Consider the following 24,963-nt stretch of genomic DNA (forward strand, 5'->3'; position numbering starts at 1 on the left):
ATTAGATTTATTTCAGTATGATCCATTACACTGGAATAACATGACTAATGTTTATTAATAACTTATTATATTTTAAACAATTTTATTGTAATTCAAAGAACTTTATTTTTACCTAACAATAACATTATACATGTGAGAATACACCAATATGGCAATGCAAACATATAAAAACTGTATAATTAGAAGATTATATGTTAGTTGAATAACAAACTAAGAGATTTTTCATACTTAATCAACTCTGTCATATTTTAAATGATAAAGAAAAGCTGAACTAATTTATGCATTAGTTCAGCTTTTAAATGGATATCTTCTTACTTATTGTTAACTTCCACTAACTTTGGTGGTTCTTCAAACTGTGTTCGGACGTCATCTTCAGTCATTTCAAGTGGACAGAATGGATTTTTTTCTTCAACCATCGATTGAATTTCACCATTACTTAATGGTTTCACTTGTTGGCATTGGTTGATATATGTTTGATAATCAAAATTCACATTTTTGATTACTTGCAATGTATGTTCTAATTGGTTCTTTTCGTCTTTTGTCAAAATGAACTCTTCTTTTAAAACATAGTCATTTACAAATTTTATGATGAATGCTTGAGCCTCTACAATGTTATCAAAACTTTCAAGTTTTATAATTGCATTTTGAATCTTTGAATTCTGTGAATGTCTTTGAAATTCAATTGTAGAGAAGTCTTTTGAAATAGATGCTAATTGATTTAGGACGAGTTGGTTTAATCTTTTTTTTACGTCCTTGAAAGAATTTAATAATTCTTGTTCTTCTGATTTAAGTACATGATATTTTTTTTCTATATGTTGTTGCTGTTCATTTAACTTTTCTATTTGTTCTTTAAAATATTCATTTCCATCATGTTTCCCAAAGATATGTTTTAATAAAACCATGCCATTTATTTTTTGATGCTTTTTATCAACTAATTGATATAGATTATTATATTCTTGATACAGTTTTCGATATTCTCTTACTGAAGAAAGATATTGTTTTGCTTGGTTTTTAAAAGAAACGATATCTTGGTTCTCACTAAAAGGCTTCGCTTCGATTACTTGGATTAGCTGATATAACGTACTAACTTGTTTAAAGACGATACTTTGTCTTTTATAGAGTGTTGTCAGTTCAATAAGATGTTTGTTTTGTGCTGCTTCTCTTAGCTCCATACCATCTAAATTTTCTACATATTCTTTTAGGTTTAAATAAGAAGTATAATAAGGTTCTCTTTCTTGTATAATTTCAAGTTCTGTTTGAAATCTTTTTAGCCAGTGAATGAACCGTTCTGTAATATAGGCTAAACGTTTCGCATGATTATTAGCCGTTTTTTCCAATTCTTTTAAAAGTAAATCCATTTGGCTCTTTTGCCATTTTTCATCATCATGATCTTGTAAAGATTCAAGTGCATCTTTTGCAGATACCCCGATTATTTCTCGAACATGCTTGGATAATTGCTCCTCATATTCAATTATCGGATTGTTTTCATTAACATCGCTTAAATCAATACCATTTAATACGCCAAGAGGAATGACGTTTTTACCATTTAATTTTTCAATCAATTTTATCTCTTCTGGCACTATTTCTTGCCCATATTTAAATATCCAAAATACATCATCTGCTCGATTAAGAATGGTCTCTTTTATATAAGCTGTTTCATTTCCAGAAAGCTGTAGAGGAGTTGTATCTATTAATGTGACCATTTTCAAGAGATCGTTTCGAACAAATATTTCTATAAAATCAAGACCTTCACGCAAAATTTTTGCACTCGATGTATTCAAAGATGTAAACAATTCTACTTTATAGATATCAAATGATGCGATTTGACCATCCAAAAAATGAGCACGAACTTCCTCTTTTTCACCATAACAAATAATGGAATTGACAGCTGTCGTTACTTCGATTTTAGGACTCATAATAGGTCTTCTTAGTAATGCATTGATCAAATGTGTTTTACCAGTTCCAGTCATTCCTGCAAGTAAAACCATTGTGTTACTCGTTGCATCCTTTATGATGTAATTTAATACTTTTGATGTACCTCTAACATATGAGTTTTGTGAAAGCAATTGATTTAAATACTGCAGCTTCGCAACAAATTTTTGCAAAAATTCTGCAGGTTCTTCTTGTGCCCAACGAATAGGTAATTCTTCTTTTAAATCGTCAATCGTTGTTAGGTCTTTTTCCATTCGCGCTAATTCTCCTTTATACTCCTTAATCATTAGTATACATGAAAAAAGAAGAGGAGTTGGTTAATTTTTTTAATTTTAGGCAAAAATATTTTGGTATTTTATTGATATAGATGACATTCTTATATTTCCCTTTTTCCATCCCGCATTAATAGGCAATAAGACCCCTAAGATTGAGAGAGAAGCGAAAAGAATCGTAGAGAATAACTGCAAAAGACCGATTGGTTCGTTCCAACAAGATGTTGGACACTCAGTTGTTGCCACAGGACGTGGCGAAATTAAACTGAGCTCTTTTTTAGTGGGGATGAAGCCCCCACAGATGGAAGTTTCACTTTATTAGAAATAATCTACAAAAGTTGGTACACCTGTTGGAATAATATTTTCTAATAACGCAATGGAGGTTGCATCTCCTTTTAGTCTTTCGATATTATGAAGGTATGTTGGTCTCAAGTACCCAAGCAACATCGTAATTAACGTTTGTACTGTCATCTGCACTGCATTTTCTTCAAATTTATCACTTATTTTTTGAACTTGAATGACACCTTTGTTTGAAATGATTTCGAAAGTGCCATTATTCCATTCTGCCAACGAATCGTTCACGGCCCAGTGCATATGAAAATCTTCTCTCAAGAATGGGAATTGTTCTACGAATCCCTTCAAATCGACGATACGAGCCATAAAATAAGGAGACAGACTTTGCTTAATTTCACTATCCTGCATCAAAAAAGCAACGGCTTCATTTCCAGTTGTCTTGCCAAATACTTTATATACCATTGATTGATGTGCGTAAACAAAATTCCAAAGTGCTTTACGTGCGACTTCCTTTATAGTGATCAACTCATCAATATAGAAGTTTTCTTCCATGATACGGTAAAACATATAACCGAGTGCATTGCCATCTTCATCGTAGTAAACTGCCGCCTGTAAATTGGCATCACTATCGATAAACTTTTCTTCCCAATAATCTTCTTGATATTTTTCATTCCAAGAGATGTCATTTCTAATCATTGCACCATGAGTACGCATAGCAAATTGATGGTATACATCTTTTATGTCATCATGAGTAATCGATAATCTTCGTACTTGTCCTGGAATATCATCATAATGTGGGATCTGGGTATCTCTAATTTGATACTCCACAATATCACTCATAATTTCAAACCCTTTTTTACGATAATAAGGAATTGAATATGGAAACAAATAAGAAAGATGATAGCCATCTTTTTTCATTTGCTCAAGACTTGCATAGATCAATTTATGCATTAAACCGTGCTTTGAATATTCCGGATAGGTACCAACAGCAGTGATTCCACCCATCTTATAAATTCGATTATGAATATTTACTTCAAAAGGCAAATTCAAAATTTGTGCTACTAGTTGATCTCCGTCAAACCAGCCGAGTGCTACTCCCTCATCAAATTGTGTGGATTTTGCGGTCACGAATAAACGATCTTTGTTAATGGATAAGTTAACTTGAAACACGTAATTCAATAGTTCAATTGACTGTGATATCTCAGTTTGCTTGATTTCTCTCATATGTAAGTTCGATTTCATTTTTTCTTCCCCTTTAAATAGGATTCTCTTCTCTATTCTCACACATGTCTTAGATTTTCACAAAAAAAAACTGCCTCAAGAAAAATCGAAGGCAATTAAAATATATTGTTTTATTAATTCTCATAGCACTATCTTGAAGTGGAATTAGCTCCGCTTTCCCTGGGCGAACTGACGAGCCTCCTCGCTTGTGCTCCTGCATAGCTTCGCTAGCTTCGTCGCAGAGAAAATCTCGCTCCGGGGTCTCGTCTAGCTCGTTTTCCCACAGGAGTCTCCGCTAATTCCACTTCAATGAAAATAACTATACTGGATTTTCACCATAAATTTACATATTTTTCACTTTTCAGTGCGCTACTCACTTTCTCTCAAGACTATGAATGGACCTCTCTGAATTAACATCGCACGAAGGAAATACGAATGCATTTTCGAGGACTCGCCATCCTCCACTTCATAGACACTGTCTAATAGATATGTCATAAAACAATAGTCCATTTAATGTTCGCGTTACTTTGAAGAATGATTCTCACATTGCTTTTAATCATTATTATTTTCGCAATGTTTTGAGTGCTTCAGTTGGATTTGTTATACCCAATTGGCAGCTATAATTTTGACATAGTTGCAATTCAAAAGTACCCTGCTCTTCTATGTGCCAAACATCAAATGGACGATATTGTGAGTAAAGTGCACTACGAATTTCATCTGTTGGGTTTGTCAGATGAATTTCGCTCGACTCTGTTTGATGAGCCAACATCAGTTGTAATAGCCATAATGTTGCAGAAGGATAGCGATTAATATCTGCTGAAAAAGCACCAAGAATTTCATCAGCTAATTTTATATAATCTTCATTTTCAGTTAATTTCCCAAGTCTCCAAAGTTGCATTGCAGCTGTACTGTTACCTGCTGGATAGGCATTGTCTAGTGCTGTTTTTTCACGAACGATTAATGTCTCTGCAGTATGATTGGTTAAGAAAAAACCACCATTTTCGGTATCGTGAAATTGATCGACTATTTCATTTGTTAATTGTTCTGCACGGTCAATGTATTCTTTATTTCCTGTTGCTAAATATAATTCATTTAATGCCCATAAATAGTTTGCATAGTCATCAATAAACGCATTTTGTTTCGCTTTTCCATCACGGTAGCTAACAAGAAGTTTACCTTCTTCATTAACTAAATTCTTTTGCATAAATTCATCAATCTCTTTAGCTATGTTTATAAAAGATTCCTCTTCAAATACTGCGCCTGCTTTTGCTAAAGCACTCATCAGTAATGCATTCCAAGCTGTTAGTATTTTATCATCTACATGAGGATATACTCTTTTCTCTCGATACTGCAGTAATTTTTTTCGGCATTGTTCAATTTCATCCTCGGACAATACTTGAAAATCCGTTTCAATTAAATTCGGAATGTTTTTCCCTTCGAAATTCCCTTCTGGTGTAATATCATAGGTTGCAGCATAGATTTTACCTTGCTTATCCCCTAGAATCTCTAGAATTTCTTCGTAATCCCACAAATAATATTTTCCCTCTACACCTTCACTATCAGCATCAATGGCACTATAAAACCCACCTTCTGGATGGTGCATTTCTCGTTGTAAAAAACGAATCGTATCGTAAACTACATGCTTAAATGTCTCACTTTTTGTTATTTGATAAGCTTCAGTGTAGCAATGTAATAGCAGTGCTTGATCATACAACATTTTTTCAAAATGAGGAACTAACCAAATTTGGTCTGTTGAATATCGTGCGAAACCAAAGCCAATATGATCATAAATTCCACCACGATAAATTTGCTCTAATGTTTTGGTAGCCATCAGTAATGCATTTTCTTTTCCTGTTACTTTGTAATAGCGAAGTAAGTATAAAATCTGACCGGCTGTTGGAAATTTCGGTGCAGTACCAAAGCCTCCATATATACCGTCAAAATGAGATTGTAGGTTTTGGAAAGCTTCTTTTGTTCTGATAGACGGAATTGAGGATATCTCTTGCTGTACCATATCTGTTAACGCAGTAACAACTCTCTTTCCAATTGTCTCTATTTGTTGCTTATCTTCATGGTAAACCTTAGCCAAATTCGGAATAACCTCCATCATCCCAGGTCTTCCATACTTACTATGTTTTGAAAAATAAGTCCCAGCATAAAACGGTATTTGATCCGGTGTTAAAAAGACATTCAATGGCCAGCCACCTGACCCCGTCATCATTTGACAGACATTCATATAGATCGAATCGATATCTGGTCTTTCTTCTCTATCTACTTTAATGCAGATAAAATGTTCATTTATTAACGCTGCAACTTCTTCGTCTTCAAAGGATTCATGCGCCATAACATGACACCAGTGACATGTACATAAATAACCTAACTATACCCAATAGAAACGAAGACCGGTTTGTCTTCTTCTCTTGCTATCATAAAGGCTTCTTCCCCCCATGGGAACCATTTCACAGGATTATATGCGTGCTGCAATAGATAAGGCGAAGTCTCCGCAATGAGTCTATTGGGTTTATTTGTATTAGGCATTGGATCACCCTCTTTCATTTATTAATTACTTCAAATTAATTGTAACCATAATAAATTTTATTTAATTATGCACATTCGAGATTTTTGAAAATTAAAACTTTCTACAGGGACTTAAAATATAGAAAATCCGCTGGTATCATGTTTGAAATTATTCAGAGGTGATAGAAAAATGGATGATCTAAATAAAAAGTCACTGTCTATTCAATATACAGAACAGTATGTAATAAAGACGGGTTTTTCTCTTAGTAAAATATGATTTAGCTAATAACCTTTAAAATAGCACTCAAAGATGATGTGGAACCTCTCATTCTTGAGTGCAGTGAAGTAAAGCTGACAAGAACTGTTGTATATTAAGAGCGAACAGTAGACTTACTAAATTTCTCTTCATCTAATTTCATTTGATTTACATTTTGAAGAGAAAATATTTCTTCTACATTACTTATTTCCCCCTCTATTTCTAAACTTGTACCTTTTTCAATTATATTGCCTAATACGTAATCCATCATTTTCACTGAAGCACGTATTGCTTGATTAGCATAAACTACGGCTTTTATCCCCATTTTTTCTACATTTTTAATACTTATATGAGGATACATTGTTGGAACGATAAATAAAGGCACTTCACCTGACCATTTTTTTGAGAATTCTTCTATTTCATCTGAAGTCTTAGATTTAGAATGAATTAATATTGCATCTGCACCTGCATCCAAATAACAACTAGCACGATATAAAGCATCTTCCATACTTTCTCCAGCAATAAGTGATTCTACCCTTGCTATTACAACAAAGTTGGGATCAATTTGAGTACCCTTTGCAGCTCTGATTTTGCTAGTAAATTCTTCTACGCTAATAAGACGCTGTTGATTGCCGCCCAAGAAACTATTTAACTTTGGAAACACCTTATCTTCTATACACACCCCCGCGATGCCTGCAGATTCATACTTTTTGACCATATGGACTACATTAGGTATATTTCCAAATCCCGAATCGCAATCAGCAATAACTGGTATATCAGTTGCCTGATTCATAGAAATAGCAGCATTTAAAAACTCTTGCATTGATAAAATACTTGCATCCGGAACGGTTTCTACAGCGGAGATACCTAATCCACTTGCCCAAATCGCATCAAACCCTTTATTCTCTGCAATTTTAGCGCTTAAACCATCATGAGCACCAGCAACTTTTAAAACATTGTCACCTTGAAGTAATTTTCTAAGTATTATTGATTTTCCCATTTAAATACTCCCCCTTAATTTAATACATCTTAAATTATTTAAACACTGAATATTGGCAATTTTCAGCGCAAAATTGTTTATTATTGATTTTCTCTCTAACCAAAGGTAGTATCTCTTTACCAATTCCCGAAACGGTTTCTAAATGTGGGGAAGAAGAAAAAATAAATTCTGTAATTCCTACCTTTATATATTTAATTAAGCTTTCAGATATCTGTTCATATGACCCAACAAGCGCAGTTGAATTACCAGATCTATATTTAGTCATTCCAGTCCAGAAACATGGATCTTCAAATTTCTTTTCTTTTAAACTTTGAATTTTTTTCAATGAAACTGAATCACTGACAGTTATATAGTCTTTTAACATAGATACTTTCTCTTCATTTACTTGACTAATTAATTCCTTTGCCTTCTTCCATGCAGGTCCTCACTTGAAGCTGTTATAATATTTATTCTTATTCCACACTTTATTTTTCTGCCATTTCTTTTAGCCTTTTCCCTTACTTTTTGGATTTGAATTTTCACATCTTCAAATGGTTCCCCCTAAGTAAAGTTTAGGATAGGGTTTTTGAATTGGATTTGGTTTGAAGTTAGCACCTATTATTTTGTAAAATTGTCCTTCATAATCATAGGTACTACTGGCATTCCACACACCTTTTAAGATTTCAGTAAATTCTTTTGTTCTTTCATACCTCTTATCGTGTTCAATAAAATCTCCATCCATACCTAGCTCTTTTGGAGATCCGCCTGAAACGATGTTTAGTGAAACTCTGCCATTGCTTAAAACATCTAATGAAGAAGCCATTTTTGATGCATCGGTAGGAGATATAAAACCAGGTCGTATGTATTAACTACACTATTAGTAGCGGTAATAAAGCATCCGCACACCTTGGACCTGTTGGTATCAGAATTCCGTTAAGGCTACTTTCCTCAGCACTTTTAGCTATTTTCACAATATGTTCAGGTCTTCCTTCAATCACAGGTTTTGATTGTCCAATATTTCGATACTATCTCCATGTGTAGGAGCATAAAAATGAAATAATACTTCTTTCAATTTCCCTCCCCCTTATGGTTTATTATATCTCCCACTTGATTGTAATTTTAACCATCATTTCAACCCCTCTAGGAAGTACATCTTCATTAATATCAAAATAAGGGCTGTGTAATGGATATGGTTTATTTGGTTTTGCTCCAATCCACCAAAGACATCCTCTAAACTTAGATAGATAATATGAAAAGCCCTCAGAACTCATAACAGGCTTTAATATTTCTAACTTTTGTATCTTCTTCAAATCAGAAACAGTTTGTTTAAGAATATCTACCGCATATTTATTATTTATTAGTGGATCATAACCAAATTCATAATCTAATTGATGTGTTATTCCATAGGCACCGCTAATATTTTTAATTATTCTTGTCACATTCTGATGAATCTCACTTCTAGTATTAGGACTAAAGCTCGTATGGTGCCTCCTAATGTTACTTCTTCGGCAATCACGTTCCTTTTGGAACTTCCATTAATAGTACCAATAGTAATAACTCCCTGTTCCAGCGGGTCAATCATACGGCTAATTACTGTTTGAATAGCCAAAATGGTTATATGTTATATTTAAAATTTCATTTGCTGTTTTAGCCTGGTTTAAAGCTTCTTTTTGAGTCTGGCCAGTAGCAATTATATAGCCTAACGGTGCTCTATAGTCTTTTATTTCTTCAGACACTTGATCACCTACTTTTTTAGAAATGACAATTTCTTTAATACCTGTAACTTCTCTGGCTTTATCTAAATTTGATATTTCACTAATTGTTCCTGTTTTTTCTGCAAATAATAAACGCATAGCCCCTGAACACTTTCTTTTTGGTAAGATATCTATTTGTTGGCCACAAAATAATTTTACTGCTTCAACATAATAGTTTATCCCTTTAGTAAGTTCAATTAATTCCGGAATATGACCTCCACCATGTCTTGCAGCAATTTCGATTACTTTAGGACCGGTAGATGTTAATTTTATTTCACAATGAGAAACACCATTCATTATTCCCACAGCTTTAATTGCACTCTTTACAGTTTGCTTTATTTTATCTTGTAATTCTGTTGGTAATTGAGATGGGGTAGTATAGCCCATTTCAACAAAGTGAGGACCATTTGTTGTCCGATAATCACAAATGGCTAAGACTTCTGTCTCTCCATTTTTAGTTATAGAATCTACACTAAATTCATTACCATCAACAAATTCTTCTACTAAAACAATTCCCTTTAATTCTTGATCTCTCGAGTTATACTTTGCTGCTTGAATAGTTTCCAAAGCCTTATGGGCTTCGGCCGTATTATTAACCTTTACAACATTTGAACTACCCGTGCCATCGACAGGTTTAATAATACAAGGGTAACCACCTACCTCATGAACGGCTAATTCCACTTCCGTTTTATTAGTACATAATTTGAATTGAGGGATAGGAACCTGTTGCTTATCTAAAGCCACTCTCATAGAATGCTTATTTCTACAATTGTCAGCGGTTTTTCTTGAGATTCCTAATAGCCCCATTTTTTCACAAACTTCTGCAGTTGCTGGAACATACCATTCCAACAAAGTTATTACAGAATCAATACGCTGTTTTTGTTCATTATATTGTATTAAAGCATTTAACAAATCTTCAGTCGAATTTGTATCGACGTGTAATACTTCATCGATATAGTTAGATACTTTTGTTTTAGTCCGAGTTACAAAGAGTATGTAGTATCCTGCTTTCTGTAATGATAAAAAAGCATTTTCCCTTCCTTGACCCGCTTCTATAATAGCAATTACGTTTTTTTTCATACTTCTCTCCCCTTTTAAATCAAAACTCTGTTCGAATCGATTAATGTATTTATGACACTATGAATATCATTAATATTTGTTGAGTCATAAGAATTTATATTTAGGTATTTTTGTAGTCTCTTTTGACTAGCTAAGTTATTTTTAAATGGAGAATTAAATACATAGATATCCTTGTTAACATCCCATTCTTCTAATAGCTTGTAAGCACCGATTGTACTAATTGCGTCACTCGAAACTAATACTAAACCTGATGTGTATTCTAAAACGTCATCCATCTTGAATAAGGTAGGGATGTTTGCCCAAATTAGATCTCCCCCTAACTCTGCAACAATAAAATCTGTTTTTTTATCAGCCAATTTCTGGAGCAATTGCCTAATACCTTTTTGATAATTCGATTCTGAAGTATATGTCGATGGTAACCCGACATCTGGAAAATCCATTACAAATTTAGCACCTGCATCTTTATGTACTAAAACATCTTCTAAACAACCTGTGCCAGCTAATTTAGTACCCGCGACTGTAAATCCATGATTTGCTAAATATGAAATTATTTTAGAAGCTATTGTTGTTTTACCTGCATCTGTTGCTGTACCTGCTACTAAAATAATAGGAGGTACATTTTCTATTTTCTCTGGTGCATCCTTAAGTTTGCTCAATGTATTCAACTTTTTATTTTCTTTTTTTAATAATCCAAGACATTTCAATTTCATAGCATCCCCCATATATGATGGAGAATCATAACAAATTCCAACTATCCCTCCGTTAGTTAGGAGGTTTAGAATAACAGTCTCATTTATTTCAATACCATTATTATCTACGCCACCTACTATATTTTTACTTGATTCCCTATTTCCTAATACACCAATAAAACGCTGGCCTTTAAATATTTTCATCGATCTCCCGTTCAAATCCTCTATCTCAGAATATGCCCCTGTATCTTCTAAAGCTTCTACTAAAATTAAATCTCCCTCTTTACCAATTCCTTCATCAATAAATACATCCATTAAATCGTTCTCAGACAACCTAGTATCTGAAGATGCACACTTTATTGGCATAAAATTCTTAATATTTAACATAGTTACTCTCCTTCATAAAATTCTGAAATCTATCTTTTATGTTATCAGCATTCATATTTATCCTAGGAGCATTTCCTTTTTTATTACTAATCTTAAAGGAGCGAAATTTAGTTCCTTCCAAAAATAAATTATCAAGTATAGAATCTAGATTGCTATAATTTTTAACTTCCATAGAATCATCAACGCCACATCCTTTGGCTACTAGAAATAAACTAGTATTAGCAGCTGTAGCAGAAAGCTGTCCTCCTGTAGAACTGTAACTCTCATTATCCATGATTAGTATCTTTAAATTTTTTGGCAGCAGCGTTCCAATCGTAGAAAGAGCCCCCAAATTCATTAGACATGAGCCATCTCCCTCTAATACAATTACATTCTTATTTGTTGATAAAGCTACACCTAATCCAAATGGAATGGGCATTCCCATGGAACCTAAAAAGTAAAAATTTTCTTTTCTATCATTTATTCCATACCATTCTCTTGATGTATAGCCTAATGGGCTGATTACAATATCCCTATCGTCTACAATTTTTTTCGATAATTCGTTTAATAATTCATATCTATTCACATAGATGCTCCTTTCTTGGCAACAAAACAAAAATAGGTTTTTCACTTGAATTAACTTCTTCAAAAGCCTTATTGATTGTAGTTGTTAAATCATTCGTTCTATTAATTTCGTAGTATTTACAGCCAATAGAATTAATGAGTGCTTTTGTTGCGTTACCCATAGGTATCTGAACAGGATTATCTTCTAACTCATCCCCCCGCATTGAGACTATTACTAAAAACCCGATCTTGTAAGGTATCGTTAGCGAAGCAAATGCATTGATACAATTACCAAGTCCAGAGTTCTGCATCATTAGAATAGCATTTTGATTTGATACCGTTAGTCCAGAAGCTAGTCCCACTCCCTCTTCTTCTCTACTTAAGTAAATTGTATTGGTTATTGACTCGTCATAATATTTACTTAAGATTGTACAAGGTACCGTTAAGACATAATTTATTTCATGTTCTTTTATAACATTAGAAAGCTGTAAACTTAAATCCCCCATCTTTTCACTTCACCTTTTTTGTCTTTAATTTTTATTTCCAATTCATTTATATAATTAGTACATTTTAGAATCGCCTCATTTGGATTGCTTCCTGTACAAATAACATATCCTGAGTAATCATGTGATGATTCTAGATCTTTTATTAAATCTCCCTTTTGAACAAATATTTCGCTACGGTAAACATTTTTATTATTTTCAGTATCTGTTTTCATTGACACGATTTCACCGGGATCAAGGGTTAAAAACTTAACTGCTGCTCCACCAAATACTTCTGAATTGATTGTGAAAGTTTCTTTTTTGATATACTCTAATGTGGCTTTAACAACATCTATTCCAGAAACTAATTTTGTTAAATGAACAATTCCCCCTCCTCCAGGTCGATTGTGTGACTCGATAATTTTAGGTCCTTCTTCAGTTAAGATAATCTCTGTATGACTAGGACCGAAATTCAACCCTACAACATCTAAAAAGTCTTTAACATAATCTTCTATGATTTTTTGGTCATTTTTTGATAAATTAGTAGGCACACTGTGAGCATGCTCAACAAAATTATGATCTACAACTTTATCAGTAATACCTAATACTTGATGGTTTCCATTAAAACTTAAAGCTTCAACACTATATTCTTCTCCAACCAAGTACTCTTCTATTAACATGGAATTCAGGCGAATCTCATTATTTTTCATAATTCGTTCAAAGTCTTTTTTATCCGTTATTTTAAAGATATTTTCACTTGCGCTTCCATTTTTCGGTTTAACTATTGTAGGGAAACTAAAATTTTCAGTGAATTCTATGATATCCGTTGCATTATTAATAATTCTGGCTTTAATGCTACTAAAATTTTTTTCAGACAGATACTTACGCATTTTAAATTTATCTTTAAGTAATTCGGTAGTACTTAAAGAATTTAATGTTAATCCTAATTTTTCTGCTACATAGGCAGTTGGTATTAATGCTTTTTCTGAGAATGTAATCACACTTTTTATAGAATACTGTTTAGAAAAACTGACCAATGTTTCTTCTAGTAAAGAGATATTTGTATAGTCTAATCCGAATATTACGTCAGAAAGTAAAATGTCTTTCTCTTTTATCTTATTTTTCTCTTGAACGCATACTATATAAAATCCTAAATCTTTTGCTCTTTCAAGCACACTGGTATTACTACCAATAACAACTAGAACATTTTCCAAAACAACCATCCCTCGCTTAACTATTTAATAGAAAATTAATTAATGCTTTTTCTACATGCATACGATTTTCAGCTTGCTGATATATAATAGAATTTTCCGATTCTACAATATTTTCTGAAATTTCAAACCCTGGATGTATAGGCATATCATGCATTATTAGAGGGTTATGATTTTTTAACATCTTTTTATTAATTTGAAACTTCATCATTTTATTAATTCTTGCATCTTTCTCCTGAGCATACTCCTCATTATTGAAATTCTCCATATCAATCCAAGTGTCAGTGTAAATAAAATCTGTTTCTTGAATAACTTCCTCAATGCTATCAAAAGATTTTACTAAATCGCTTTGTTTTACTTCTTCCATTAATTCATCATCCCATGCAGCATCATTGATTATTGGAGTAATTAGATTTAGTTTAAATCCTAATTTTAGCGCTGCAATTATTAAAGTATTGACTACATTATTATGGACACCTACGAAAGTTACAGTTACACCTTCAAAAGTTTGTTTATATTCATAAATTGTCATTACATCTGCTAGAGTTTGCGTTGGATGATATTTTTCACAACACCCATTAATAACAGGGACACTTGAATATTTCGCCAATTCCTCTAAATCCTTATGTTTTTTTAGTCGGGCCATAATTAAATCACAATTTCTTGAAACATATCGTGTTTCATATTGAATAGGTGAAATTGTAAAGTTACTACTGTTCCAATCTAAGTTAACTGAGTATCCACCAAGCTGATTAATTGCAGATTGAAAAGACAAATTAGTTCTAGTTGATGTCTTTTGAAACATCAATAAAAGCCCTTTATTTTTACATATATCGTAATAATCCTCTTTATTTTCCTTCATTTTAATTGCCTCTTGTATTATCTCTGTAATATCTTTACCGTCTAATTCTTTCAGAGTTAATAAATGCATAATTCATCGACCACCTTTGCTTTTTTTATAATTATACATTATTATTAATATAAATACAATAAAGAAAAAATTGGAGGGTTATTTTATGGGCGTGTTATTAAAAAATAAGTCTTTCATTTTCATATGGATAGCTTATATTACATCTGGATTAGGAAGTACCTTTTCGATATTTGTCCTGGGGTGGATTGCATATAAATTAACAAGTTCTGCTGTAATGGTAGGCTATTTGTGGTTTTTTTATTTGTTATCTAGTATTATCAGTCAAATTATATCCGGACCTTACATCGATCGAATATCTAAGAAAAAAGTAATGATTTTTTCAGAACTTGTAAGAGCAATTGCATATTTCATTTTTGCTTTGCTAATGTATAAAGACCACATTACAATAAATACGATTTATATTTTGGCTATTGTGGTAGGTCTAGTAGAGCCTCTATTTAGCCCATCCAGCAATTCATATATAGCTGAGAGTATTCATAAAAGTTATTTACAAAAAGCAAATTCTTTACTTCAAACTACTAAGCAAATGACACGGATGTTAGGTCCTTTGTTAGCAGGAGTAATAGTAACTATAATGCATCCCTTATATATCATAATTTTTTTGATAATTATTTTAGTATTTTCTGCATTCAACTTGTCATTTCTCCCCAAATTAAATTCTGTAAAAAGCAATAAAGCTCCTTGGGGAAAAGAATTTATTGAAGGGATAATGTTCTATAAAAAGAATCCGTTTTTTCTTACATTAGGAATTTTATTATTTATAATCAATTTCAGTGCAGGAGCAGTTCAGCCAATGTTATTGCCTTATATTTTTGATTACCTTAAAGGTACATCCTTTCAATATGGTCTAATAAATTCTGGTACTGCATTTGGAATGTTAATTGGTGCAATTTTTATGACTTTTGCTAAAGAAAGTAAAAATCTTAAATTAACCATGTTCTCCTCAATTATAATTTCAGGCTTATCTTTAAGTTTAATGGGTGTTACATTCAATATTTTCATTTCAATTACTCTAATTACCATTTATGGATTATGTGCATCTATATTTAATATTAATAATACTATTCTTTATCAAAGAACAGTTCCCGACTACTTACGAGGAAGAGTATTTACAGTAAGAGGTCTCCTATCAAATGCTGGGGTTCCTTTGGGGGCGCTTTTAAGCGGACATTTAGTAAGTCATATTGGAATAAGCTATGTATTTCTCCTAATAGGATTTGCAATTGTTATTCCATGTTTAATTGCGTTATTCTTACCTTCATTAAAATACAAAAATATTGAAGAAATAAGTAATTGAAAACTGTCACAAAATTTTCAGGAACTTAGAAGGTGAATAATTATGAAAACGGATCCTAAATTTGTGTCCTTTATTGAAAACTTAAGTGTAAATGCTTGGCCACCCCATGTTCAACAGTTAGTTGGGGAATGGAAAGTTACGGCAACCTTTGGTGTTAAAAAAAGGGCAAATAGTGTACATGCAATTGGCTCAATACCTCAAAATAAAAATTGGCTTCAAAAAATAGAACAATTTTACAAAGAAAAATCAATAACTCCATGTTTCTACATAAGTGAAATTTCTCCCATGAAATTAGATGGTTTATTAGAAGCGAAAGGATATAAGAAAATAGATGAGTTTTTAGTCATGACTGCACCTTGTTCTGATATATTAAAAAGAATAGATAAGGAAAATCGATTTACATTTAATTTTTCCTCTGAAATAGTCGATAAATGGATTTATGACTTTATTTGTTTAGAAGGATTTCCAACAGAACGATATCAAGCTTACTCCTGCATCTTTTCAGCTATTAAACCGAAGAAAAATTTTGTATCTATCTATGAAGATGAAAAAATAGTCGGTGTTGGTTCAATAGTGGTAGAACAAGGTTGGGGCTGCATTAGTAATATTGTTGTTAATCAAAACCATCGGCGTAAGGGTATAGCGGTTCAACTTATAAGGTACCTTACCGAATGGGCTTATGAAAATAAAGCATTTAATGTCTACCTACAGGTTTTAAAAGAAAATAAACCCGCTATAGGCTTTTACACTAAGCTTGGTTTTATCTCTATCTTTAAGAATCATTATCGTATGTTAAGTAACGAATAAATGTAAACACTTTAAGAATTGTATTAAACTTTAATAGAAAATATCGAAAAAGACTGCAATAGCAGTCTTTTGGTTTTATAAGTCATTAATTATATATAAGTGTTCCTCGTTTTAGCTGTTTAGGAACCAGAAGGAAATCGAGATTTTCCTTTAAAATGGTTGAAAAATAGTTAACCCATAAGAATATACAAGCTTTTAACCGCCTTATATCCAAAACTTATACCAAATCCTATTAAAACAAGGCCAGCAATAACCGATAACCATTTTAAAAATCCCTGATTAGAAATTTTCCTACCTAAGTTAGATAATGTTGCAACAGTTAAATCCCATACAGCAATTCCAATAAAAATGGCGCTACTATAAAGTAAAGCTTGTCCTGTACCAATGCTGTTTAAAGTTGTTGTAAGAACTGATCCATAAATACCAATCCAAAAAATAATATTTAACGGGTTGGATATAGCAATTAAAAATCCAGATAAATATGATTTAGAATTAGTCGCTTTTTGAACTTCATTCGAAATCTTTACTTCCTTAAAAGCATCTCTTATGCTTTCATATCCTAAGTAGACTAATATTAGAAAACCAAAAATCCACATAATTAATTGAGCTATTGGTGTAGTCAAATAAGTAGATACCCCAAAATAGATGAGAAACATTAAAACTACGTCGGCTGACATTCCACCTAAGCCAACTAACCAAGAATTCAAAAATCCATTTTTGATTCCTCTCTTTATCATTTCTATATTAATCGGCCCTACTGGAATAGAAAGTGAGAGGCCCAAAACGATATAGCTTAAAACAGTCATGATTTAACCAAACTCCCTGTAATTGGACATCTTACTACGCTTTCTTCATTTGTTTCGGGTAGCAAGTATTGTTTCCATTCTCTGTTAGTTAGGTCTCCATAATCCCTAATATCAGGATGAGAATCAATATTATCATAATTTTTCAATCGCTCTCTTATCACTTTTCTTATTTGTTGTCCCTTTTTTGTGTCTGCGGTAATATCATCAAGTGTCCCGCGCGGCTGCATTGTAATTTCCAATCCATGAGCCGTAAATCTACTTTTTCTATCCGAATAAAAAGGAGCACGACAAACTAGAAAAATAGGTTCCCCTCCAAAGCAAAATTCCCATTCTGGATGATTTTGATCCTCAGGTACATTACTAGGCCATGGTTCCGGATCATTTTCGTTTAAGAATTTAACGACATTCCAAAATTGCTTTTTATATTCCTCGGCTACAATTTCATTTTCCGAAGGTTTAAAAAAGATTACTAATGTTGTACGTTTTGCTATAGATTCATAGCTTTTAATATATTCATAAACCCCGTCTCTAATATTTAATAGCTCACCTTGTTCATAAGCTGAATCGGCAAATATATAACGTATTTGCCCCCTTTTTTCTGCATCTACCGCAAAGTAGCAAGGATATGGGGCCGAATCATCTAACAATGAATTTCGAAAATCAAGATATGTAGAAATCATCCATTCTTTTAGAATGCCTTTTTCAATACTTTCGTTTATATCATTTTGGTCCAAAAGCGAACTTATTTTAATCATTAATTTCCCCTCCAGTGTGATTTAATTCCCATACAGTTATATAATTGATATTTCCTTCAGATACTATCGCTTCATACAAAACCTTGGATAAAATATTTTGTAATAGATTAAACTACCAGCTACAGAAAAGTATATTACCCTAACTAAGTTTTTCAATATCACCCCATTAATATTTGTTGTTTAGTATTATTTACTGAATTCCAGGAGGTTTCGTCTCGATGCTTAAAAGTAAATTTTAGGACTAAGGACGTTTTCTTAAATGATTTATAAGTCCCTAGTTCTAAATAAAGTAAACGAAGAATTCTCCTAAACAATTTCAATTTTATCAATAATTCCCTGTATCGAATGTTTTTTTTCATTAAAGTACTGTTTCTATTCCTGAACGTTATTTTGCTATATAAAATTCTGTAAAAATTTTAATGTAGCGATACTTCCTCCATTCCTTCTCTTCATGTGTTCGTTCTCCCAAATAAAATAAAGCATAAAGTTTCCAAATGGAGATTTTATGCTTTACGTCACATTTATATGAGTTAGTTTCTCTCCTTAAGTTACATGGAGACGGTGGGACTCTGACACGCGTCCGGATCTTTAATATCACCGATTTGTGTTTTGTGTATCAAATTCAACTCGGGTGAACTATGCCATTTTGTGGAGTTACTTTCTTTCCCTATTGCTCACACATGCCATGAAAATATTAACTGCTTTTAATTTCTGAAATAAAATTTATTATATTTAAAAGGATTATTTATTAAGGATTAAAAAGCAGGAGTTTTGCCTATTATGAACTTATATGAATGATTTTACCTACATGACACCAATGACATGTTGAATATCCAATGCTCACAAGAACAGGTTTGTCTTCTTGCTTTGCAATTTTGAAAGCTTCTTCACCCCATGGGTACCAATTGACTGGGTTATATGCGTGTTGTAATAGATATGGTGAAGTTTCGTGAATGAGTTTATTGGGCTCACTTTTATTAGTCAATGAATCACCCTCTTTCATCTTTTTTCTACCTATTTATTTTAACCATATTCAATTTTATTTATATATTTTATTACTTAATAAGATACACAAAAAGGTTCAAGTAGAATTATTTATCTGAAAATTAGAACTTTATTAAAGGTACTTAGAATATAGAAAATCTGCTGTTATCATTTTTGAAAATATTCAGAGGTGATAAAAAAATGGACGATCCAAATAAAAAAACAGAATCTGTTATGCGTAAAAAAAACACCCTCAACAAATCTTGAATTATTAGATTATAAGATTTAAAGGAGTACATTATTTTGTGTACTTTTAAAAACAGATGGTTAATGGTTTTTTAGAAAAGTAATCTAGGTAACTCGATTATTTAAAGGAAGAATTATGACGAAAACGCAAAATGCGGAAAGAAAAACAAGCTGTTTTTCTTTCCGCATTTTATTTTTAGGGACTAATTAGATAGCCCCTTTGTAGCATCGTTATGCCACATTATCCTCATCTTCCATGCTTTTCGCAGGTGAGCCTCCCTGAAAGATGACAAGGAGAATAATAAAGATTGTTAAAACAAGGGTAACCCAACCTTTGCCTAGCCCCAGACCTCCATAGCTATGAGCCGCCCCTAACCAATCCGAGAACGAGGCACCTACTGGACGCGTCATGATATAAGCGAACCAAAAAGCAAAAGTTTCATTTAGACCAAATAATTTGTAACCCAAAGCTGGGATAGCAAGCAAGACGGTAAATAATACGCCTGAAGAGAAGTAACCCAAGTGCATGCTTGTCGCGGTCATATCTCCTGCGGCGGTACCAAGTGCGAATGTTACCAACACGGTGAGCCAGTAAAAGATCTCACGGCGACGGGTGAAGATGCTGTGTACGGACAGAGTTTTCTCTTTTGAATACCAAGTTATGAGGACAACAGCAAGTGCCACCATTAAGAAAATGGTTGAAACGATGTAGGGAATGCCTAGTCCGACACGAACGACATCTGCAGCCATTGTGCCAAATATGCTGACCATAACGACAACTAGCCAGTAAATCTTTGGTATATATCGGCGTACTTTGAACTGCAAGATCATGGCGGTTATAAAAATAAGAAGACTTAAAGGTACCGAAATAAATGGATTTAGATTCTCGAATAAATAATCGGAAGCCACTTCACCCATTCCAGTAGTCAGTAGCTTAGTAATCCAAAAGTAGAATGTAATTTCCGGAACCTTAGCAAAAATTTCTTTTGTTTGATTCATGTTGACTGATAAAGATTTGTTTATATGCACGATTTGCCTCCAAATAACCATTAATGACAAAAGCTTAATCCAACTGCAAATTCTCCCCTATTGATAATAGCCAAACATTCCTTCAGCTAATACTATCATCTAAATTCTATTTACTTAATTTACACAAACTTTGCGGAAGAATTTCCTTACACGTATTGAGAAGGAATCCGTGATGGTGTGGCTAAAAGTCATCAAAAAAAAGAACGATATACATGTGAAATGGTTTCATTCGCAACGGTGAAATACAGGACGAATAAGGATTTGTGAAGTAGAAATCTGTCTTTTCCTTTTTCAGCCATGATCTTTTCTACTATCTAAACGAAGCTTTTGTTTTGATAGTAAGATGTTTATTTTTCTAAAGGATATTTACTTTTTTTGTAAATAGCCTTTTTCTTTAGTTTCTAATCTACACAGCTCCTATTTCGACTTTTAGTAACCACCACCCTTATACACTATTTTTATCGCACCCCTTCAATATTTTTAAGTTATGACTATTCCTAATACATTTTATTATTGAGAAATACCCATTTTCAAATGGACTGCAAAAAGGAAAAAAACAATCAAACTATAAATAGTTGATTGCTTTAGAAGTTACTAATTTAATTGGTACTCAATTTTTACGTTTTTCTATATACTTTTTTTATCTAACTCCGATTTTCTATGCACCCTAATTTCTAAAATCCCATGGTTCTCCATAACAATATCCGTTTTGAATAGAATTAAAACGTTTGTATCATCCTCCGTTATTTCCTTCCAGCCTCTTGAATAGATTTGCATTCTTTTAAAAATTGACCGTTACGATAAATCTTTATCCAAACCATATGTATTCCTTCTTTCAGGTAAACTACTTTCGCTTCTGCTTAGTAAGTTAAATCCTTCTTATACTAATCTTCCGTTAGTGAAAAAGCATCACTTTTGATGAACATTATCCACGTCGCACAATACTTCAATAACTCCACATATATAACTATTTATTAAAATAGTGACTGCCCCCGATGTTAGCGTTTTAAAGCATCGAGGACAGTCACTAAAATATGTACTGTTTTTTTACATTCTGTTGCTGATTTTATTGGTTAAGCTTCCAGCAAGTAACACACCTCCCACTATCAAAATAACTAGTCCCCAATATAGAAAAAGATTGAGAAAGTACTCTTTTAAAAGTGGTTCCTTTACGATCATCTTGACCGCAGTCCATGCAATTACACCACCTCCAATGTAGAGAAAAATAACGATGTGATCAACAAATGCAATAAATAATCTACTTCCCCAAATCACAATAGGAATGCTAAACATTAGTCCTAAACATACCAATAAAAAACTTTCGTGCGAGGCACCTGCTACAGCTAATACATTGTCTATACTTAAAACCATATCTGCTATGATAATGGAACGAATTACTGCCCCTAAAGTAGTCTTTGACACTATATTCTCTTCTTGCTCTTCTTTTAATGTTAGAAGTTTATAGGCAATCCAAATTAGTAGTAATCCTCCAACTAACAGAAGTCCAGGGATTTTAAGTAACCATACCGCTATAAAAGTAGCAAAACTACGAAACGTTACAGCCCCAATTGTCCCCCAGAAAATCGCTTTTTTTTGTTGTTTTTTTGGTAATGTCCTTGCAATTAGGCCAATTACGATGGCGTTATCACCAGCCATAACTAAATCAATGATGAGAATAGATACTAGAGCTGTAAAAAATTCAACTGAATAATATTCCAATCGTTTCACCTCAGCTTATCCTTATCTTATATTCATATGCCTTTATTCCAAGCTATAACACTATTACTTTTTTGGATTTAGTTATTCCATTCATTAACAGTATTGAGGAAATTTCAACACAAAAAATGAGCCAAAAAACTACACTTTTAAACAAAAAAAGCAGATAAAGAAGTTGAAGTGTTTCATTTTTCTCAACAAAAAATAGAGAAAGCTACCTCAAGGTAGCAACTCATATTGAGTGGGGATAAGCAGGAGTAAGCTGTTCCATTTTAGGGTGCTTCTCAAAAAAATTATATATAAATGGAATTCGTTTTGACATAGCTTTTGGTTTATAGAAAGACAAAACTCGCCACAGTAATTGGCGAGTTTTTGTTACTTATTCAGTTTTTTTATATAATGAAGCATAGCAAGTTGACCTAACTTTTCAGCTTTGATTAACCTATATTTTTGAGTAATATCATCCCCGTTATAAAGGGAGATTCCCTTCCCCAAAATAATAGGTGCAATAGCTAGTTGGAATTCATCAATTAAATTTTCTTTAAAAAACTCTCGGGCTAAGTTTCCTCCACCAATTAACCATATATCTTTACCAGGCCTTTGTTTTATATTCTTAATGAAAGTTTGGACATCTTCATTAATAAATGAAGCATATTCATCTGAACCGCTAACAGATTTAGAAAATACATAGTTTTTATAATCACTATAAGGATAGTCCATTTCAAATCCACGAATGATTTCATATGTTCCCATTCCCATAACAACAGTATCAATTCTTTCTAGAAGGGAATTGTAACCGGAATCTCCTTCTACTTCCGTGGACTCCAACCACTCTAATGTACCATCATCATTTGCAATATAGCCATCAATTGAAGTACCAATATACAGAATAACGTTACGCCTTCTTTTCATATAAATCTCCATTTCTTTGTTTCTGAAGATAAATTAAGCATACCTCTACTTCAAAACCTGTCATTGATAAAGGCTACTCTTTTAAAATAACCAAAAATAACCTCATTTACTTATGATACGGTTCACCGTATTGTAACTAAATGAGGTTTTTAGTTTGATATCTCCTAATGTTACTTACAAGAAAAAAGTCCAGTTATGTCTTATTTCCCATCGTTCTGCAAACACTAACGTTTCACTTCTTATTAGCTTCATATACTTTCAATAACTTACCTTTTATTGTTGTGTTCTTCATTCTATTCAACACAATCGGACCTTTATCATTTAATATTTCAACATAAGAAAAAGTATCTAATATTGTAATGATACCAATATCCTCCACTGACACTCCATCAATTTTTGCAATCGTTCCAACAAAATCTACTGCTCTAAGCTTCTTTTTCTTACCACCATTAAAGTATAACTTCATGATTTGCTCGTTTAATTTTTCACTTTTTGCTTGTTTAATCGCAGGTTCAACATTCATTTTTTCTTCAAAGGCAGGTTTCTTATCTGTAACTTCCTCTTTTGAAGGAGCGATCATTTTTGGAATCTCAAAACCAATGTATTCTTCAATTTCACTTAAAAACCGATCTTCAAAAGGTGTAACAAAAGTGATAGCTTTCCCTTTTTGACCTGCTCGTCCTGTTCTACCCGTACGATGGACATAGCTCTCTTTCTCATTTGGCAGGTCAAAGTTGATGACATGTGTTATATTATCAATATCAATCCCTCTGGCAGCTACATCCGTAGCAATCAAATAGCGAAATTCTCCTCTTCTAAAGTCATTCATCACGCCAAGCCGATCATCTTGTATCATTCCGCCGTGGATTTTATCACAGGTATAACCTAAATCCATTAACTGATCACACACTGTATCTACTCGATCTTTTGTTCGACAGAAGATTATGCAACTATCTGGATTTTCAACAATCGTTATATCTTTAAGCATAGAAAATTTATCGTCATCGGCCACCTCAAAAAGAGAATGATCAATTTTATCAGTTGTGAGTCCCGTCGCCTTAATTTCAATATCGATAGGCGTTTTCATATAGTTAAGTGAGAGGCTTTTGATCTCCTCTGGTAAAGTAGCTGAAAATAGCATTGTCACTCGTTCTCGAGGTAACTCCTTGATGATGGCTTCTACTTGTTCAATAAACCCCATGTTTAACATCTCATCAGCTTCATCAATAACAAGATATTGAATCCGATCTAAGGCCAGAGTACCTCTTTCAATATGATCTAACACACGACCCGGAGTACCAACTACAACATGTGTTTTTTGCTTTAATTCTGTTTTTTGGATAGCAAAAGGTTGTTTTCCATAAATAGCTGCTGCTTTTATCCGTTTAAATCTACCAATGTTTATGAAATCCTCTTTCACTTGCACAGCAAGTTCTCTCGTAGGTGTCAAAATTAACGCTTGAGGTTTATTTTCTTTCCAATCAATTAATTCACAAATTGGAATCCCGTATGAAGCAGTCTTCCCACTTCCTGTTTGTGATTTCACGACAAGATCCTTTTTCTCTAACACAAGAGGTATAACCTTACTTTGAACTTCTGTTGGATTTACGTATTCTAAGCTATCCAGCGCGTTTACTATTTCATTACTTAATTTATAATCTTTAAAACGTTCTTTGCACATAATTAAGCCTCTTTTATTTTGGATTATTTACCTTATTATTTCCTTGAAGGTTGTTACCTTATTCAAACTACCATTATACTCGAATTTCGCTTTGTAAATAAGTTAGAATGTGAATTAATAAAAAATGACCTGCCTATTTTGGCAAGTCAAGTGCTTGGTATTTTATCTGTAATAAAGTGAAA

21 protein-coding genes and 2 pseudogenes are annotated in these 24,963 nt (G+C 32.8%); 2 read left to right on the forward strand and 21 right to left on the reverse strand.

The window, feature by feature from the left end; all coding sequences use genetic code 11:
• Nucleotides 1-311 precede the first annotated feature (311 nt).
• The 14 genes and pseudogenes from Q8X41_RS04200 to Q8X41_RS04265 form a co-directional block, all read right to left on the reverse strand.
• The gene (locus tag Q8X41_RS04200; protein WP_397539009.1) at nucleotides 312-2,186 is read right to left on the reverse strand and encodes a dynamin family protein; all 1,875 of its coding nucleotides are present in this window, start codon (nucleotides 2,184-2,186) and stop codon (nucleotides 312-314) included.
• A 336-nt stretch (nucleotides 2,187-2,522) separates the two neighbouring features.
• Entirely contained in the window at nucleotides 2,523-3,740 is a 1,218-nt protein-coding gene (gene eis / locus Q8X41_RS04205) for an enhanced intracellular survival protein Eis (protein WP_397539010.1), read from the reverse strand.
• A gap of 541 nt (nucleotides 3,741-4,281) precedes the next feature.
• Entirely contained in the window at nucleotides 4,282-6,063 is a 1,782-nt protein-coding gene (locus Q8X41_RS04210) for a thioredoxin domain-containing protein (RefSeq protein WP_397539011.1), read from the reverse strand.
• A gap of 35 nt (nucleotides 6,064-6,098) precedes the next feature.
• Nucleotides 6,099-6,257 (reverse strand): annotated as a pseudogene (locus tag Q8X41_RS04215) (DUF255 domain-containing protein); the annotation flags it as partial.
• A 350-nt stretch (nucleotides 6,258-6,607) separates the two neighbouring features.
• Nucleotides 6,608-7,492 carry an isocitrate lyase/phosphoenolpyruvate mutase family protein gene (locus Q8X41_RS04220; RefSeq protein ID WP_397539012.1) on the reverse strand — a complete coding sequence of 295 codons (885 nt, stop codon included), beginning with the start codon at nucleotides 7,490-7,492 and terminating at the stop codon, nucleotides 6,608-6,610.
• A gap of 34 nt (nucleotides 7,493-7,526) precedes the next feature.
• Nucleotides 7,527-7,856 carry a hypothetical protein gene (locus tag Q8X41_RS04225; protein ID WP_397539013.1) on the reverse strand — a complete coding sequence of 110 codons (330 nt, stop codon included), beginning with the start codon at nucleotides 7,854-7,856 and terminating at the stop codon, nucleotides 7,527-7,529.
• A gap of 162 nt (nucleotides 7,857-8,018) precedes the next feature.
• Nucleotides 8,019-8,333 carry an LLM class flavin-dependent oxidoreductase gene (locus Q8X41_RS04230; RefSeq protein ID WP_397540198.1) on the reverse strand — a complete coding sequence of 105 codons (315 nt, stop codon included), beginning with the start codon at nucleotides 8,331-8,333 and terminating at the stop codon, nucleotides 8,019-8,021.
• Between the two features lie 232 nt (nucleotides 8,334-8,565).
• Nucleotides 8,566-8,910: a M20/M25/M40 family metallo-hydrolase gene (locus Q8X41_RS04235; protein WP_397539014.1), complete on the reverse strand. Its 345-nt coding sequence runs from the start codon at nucleotides 8,908-8,910 to the stop codon at nucleotides 8,566-8,568.
• A gap of 147 nt (nucleotides 8,911-9,057) precedes the next feature.
• Nucleotides 9,058-10,305, reverse strand: a complete 1,248-nt coding sequence (locus Q8X41_RS04240; protein WP_397539015.1) for an ATP-grasp domain-containing protein — start codon at nucleotides 10,303-10,305, stop codon at nucleotides 9,058-9,060.
• Between the two features lie 14 nt (nucleotides 10,306-10,319).
• Nucleotides 10,320-11,381 (reverse strand): hypothetical protein, encoded by a 1,062-nt coding sequence (locus Q8X41_RS04245; protein WP_397539016.1) that lies wholly within the window; start codon nucleotides 11,379-11,381, stop codon nucleotides 10,320-10,322.
• Nucleotides 11,368-11,946, reverse strand: a complete 579-nt coding sequence (locus Q8X41_RS04250) for a thiamine pyrophosphate-dependent enzyme (protein ID WP_397539017.1) — start codon at nucleotides 11,944-11,946, stop codon at nucleotides 11,368-11,370. The genes Q8X41_RS04245 and Q8X41_RS04250 overlap by 14 nt, the downstream gene beginning before the upstream one ends.
• Nucleotides 11,939-12,430 carry a hypothetical protein gene (locus Q8X41_RS04255; protein ID WP_397539018.1) on the reverse strand — a complete coding sequence of 164 codons (492 nt, stop codon included), beginning with the start codon at nucleotides 12,428-12,430 and terminating at the stop codon, nucleotides 11,939-11,941. The genes Q8X41_RS04250 and Q8X41_RS04255 overlap by 8 nt, the downstream gene beginning before the upstream one ends.
• Nucleotides 12,418-13,620, reverse strand: coding sequence for an ATP-grasp domain-containing protein (locus Q8X41_RS04260; protein WP_397539019.1), 1,203 nt, complete (start codon nucleotides 13,618-13,620; stop codon nucleotides 12,418-12,420). Before Q8X41_RS04260 ends, Q8X41_RS04255 begins: the two co-directional genes overlap by 13 nt.
• A gap of 16 nt (nucleotides 13,621-13,636) precedes the next feature.
• Nucleotides 13,637-14,548 (reverse strand): ornithine carbamoyltransferase, encoded by a 912-nt coding sequence (locus tag Q8X41_RS04265; protein WP_397539020.1) that lies wholly within the window; start codon nucleotides 14,546-14,548, stop codon nucleotides 13,637-13,639.
• 85 nt (nucleotides 14,549-14,633) lie between these two features.
• Here Q8X41_RS04265 and Q8X41_RS04270 point away from each other — a divergent pair, with 85 nt between their 5' ends.
• Entirely contained in the window at nucleotides 14,634-15,845 is a 1,212-nt protein-coding gene (locus Q8X41_RS04270) for an MFS transporter (RefSeq protein ID WP_397539021.1), read from the forward strand.
• Nucleotides 15,846-15,887: 42 nt separating this feature from the next.
• Entirely contained in the window at nucleotides 15,888-16,652 is a 765-nt protein-coding gene (locus Q8X41_RS04275) for a GNAT family N-acetyltransferase (RefSeq protein ID WP_397539022.1), read from the forward strand.
• A gap of 170 nt (nucleotides 16,653-16,822) precedes the next feature.
• Here the strand turns inward: Q8X41_RS04275 and Q8X41_RS04280 are convergent, their stop codons facing one another.
• The 7 genes and pseudogenes from Q8X41_RS04280 to Q8X41_RS04310 all read right to left on the reverse strand — a co-directional run bounded on the left by Q8X41_RS04280 (nucleotide 16,823) and on the right by Q8X41_RS04310 (nucleotide 24,781).
• Nucleotides 16,823-17,458, reverse strand: coding sequence for a LysE family translocator (locus Q8X41_RS04280; RefSeq protein ID WP_397539023.1), 636 nt, complete (start codon nucleotides 17,456-17,458; stop codon nucleotides 16,823-16,825).
• Nucleotides 17,455-18,213 carry a YqcI/YcgG family protein gene (locus Q8X41_RS04285; RefSeq protein ID WP_397539024.1) on the reverse strand — a complete coding sequence of 253 codons (759 nt, stop codon included), beginning with the start codon at nucleotides 18,211-18,213 and terminating at the stop codon, nucleotides 17,455-17,457. Before Q8X41_RS04285 ends, Q8X41_RS04280 begins: the two co-directional genes overlap by 4 nt.
• 805 nt (nucleotides 18,214-19,018) lie before the next feature.
• Nucleotides 19,019-19,198 (reverse strand): annotated as a pseudogene (locus Q8X41_RS04290) (DUF255 domain-containing protein); the annotation flags it as partial.
• Between the two features lie 476 nt (nucleotides 19,199-19,674).
• Complete coding sequence (locus Q8X41_RS04295; protein WP_397539025.1) at nucleotides 19,675-20,472, reverse strand: hypothetical protein; 798 nt, start codon at nucleotides 20,470-20,472, stop codon at nucleotides 19,675-19,677.
• 1,047 nt (nucleotides 20,473-21,519) lie between these two features.
• Nucleotides 21,520-22,191, reverse strand: coding sequence for a TerC family protein (locus Q8X41_RS04300; protein ID WP_397540199.1), 672 nt, complete (start codon nucleotides 22,189-22,191; stop codon nucleotides 21,520-21,522).
• Between the two features lie 372 nt (nucleotides 22,192-22,563).
• Nucleotides 22,564-23,100 carry a dihydrofolate reductase family protein gene (locus Q8X41_RS04305; RefSeq protein ID WP_397539026.1) on the reverse strand — a complete coding sequence of 179 codons (537 nt, stop codon included), beginning with the start codon at nucleotides 23,098-23,100 and terminating at the stop codon, nucleotides 22,564-22,566.
• 232 nt (nucleotides 23,101-23,332) lie between these two features.
• On the reverse strand, nucleotides 23,333-24,781 hold the full coding sequence (locus tag Q8X41_RS04310; protein ID WP_397539027.1) for a DEAD/DEAH box helicase: 1,449 nt from the start codon (nucleotides 24,779-24,781) through the stop codon (nucleotides 23,333-23,335).
• Nucleotides 24,782-24,963: the final 182 nt, after the last annotated feature.

The sequence above is a fragment of the Rummeliibacillus pycnus genome, from assembly GCF_044359855.1.
Taxonomy (GTDB): domain Bacteria; phylum Bacillota; class Bacilli; order Bacillales_A; family Planococcaceae; genus Rummeliibacillus; species Rummeliibacillus pycnus_A.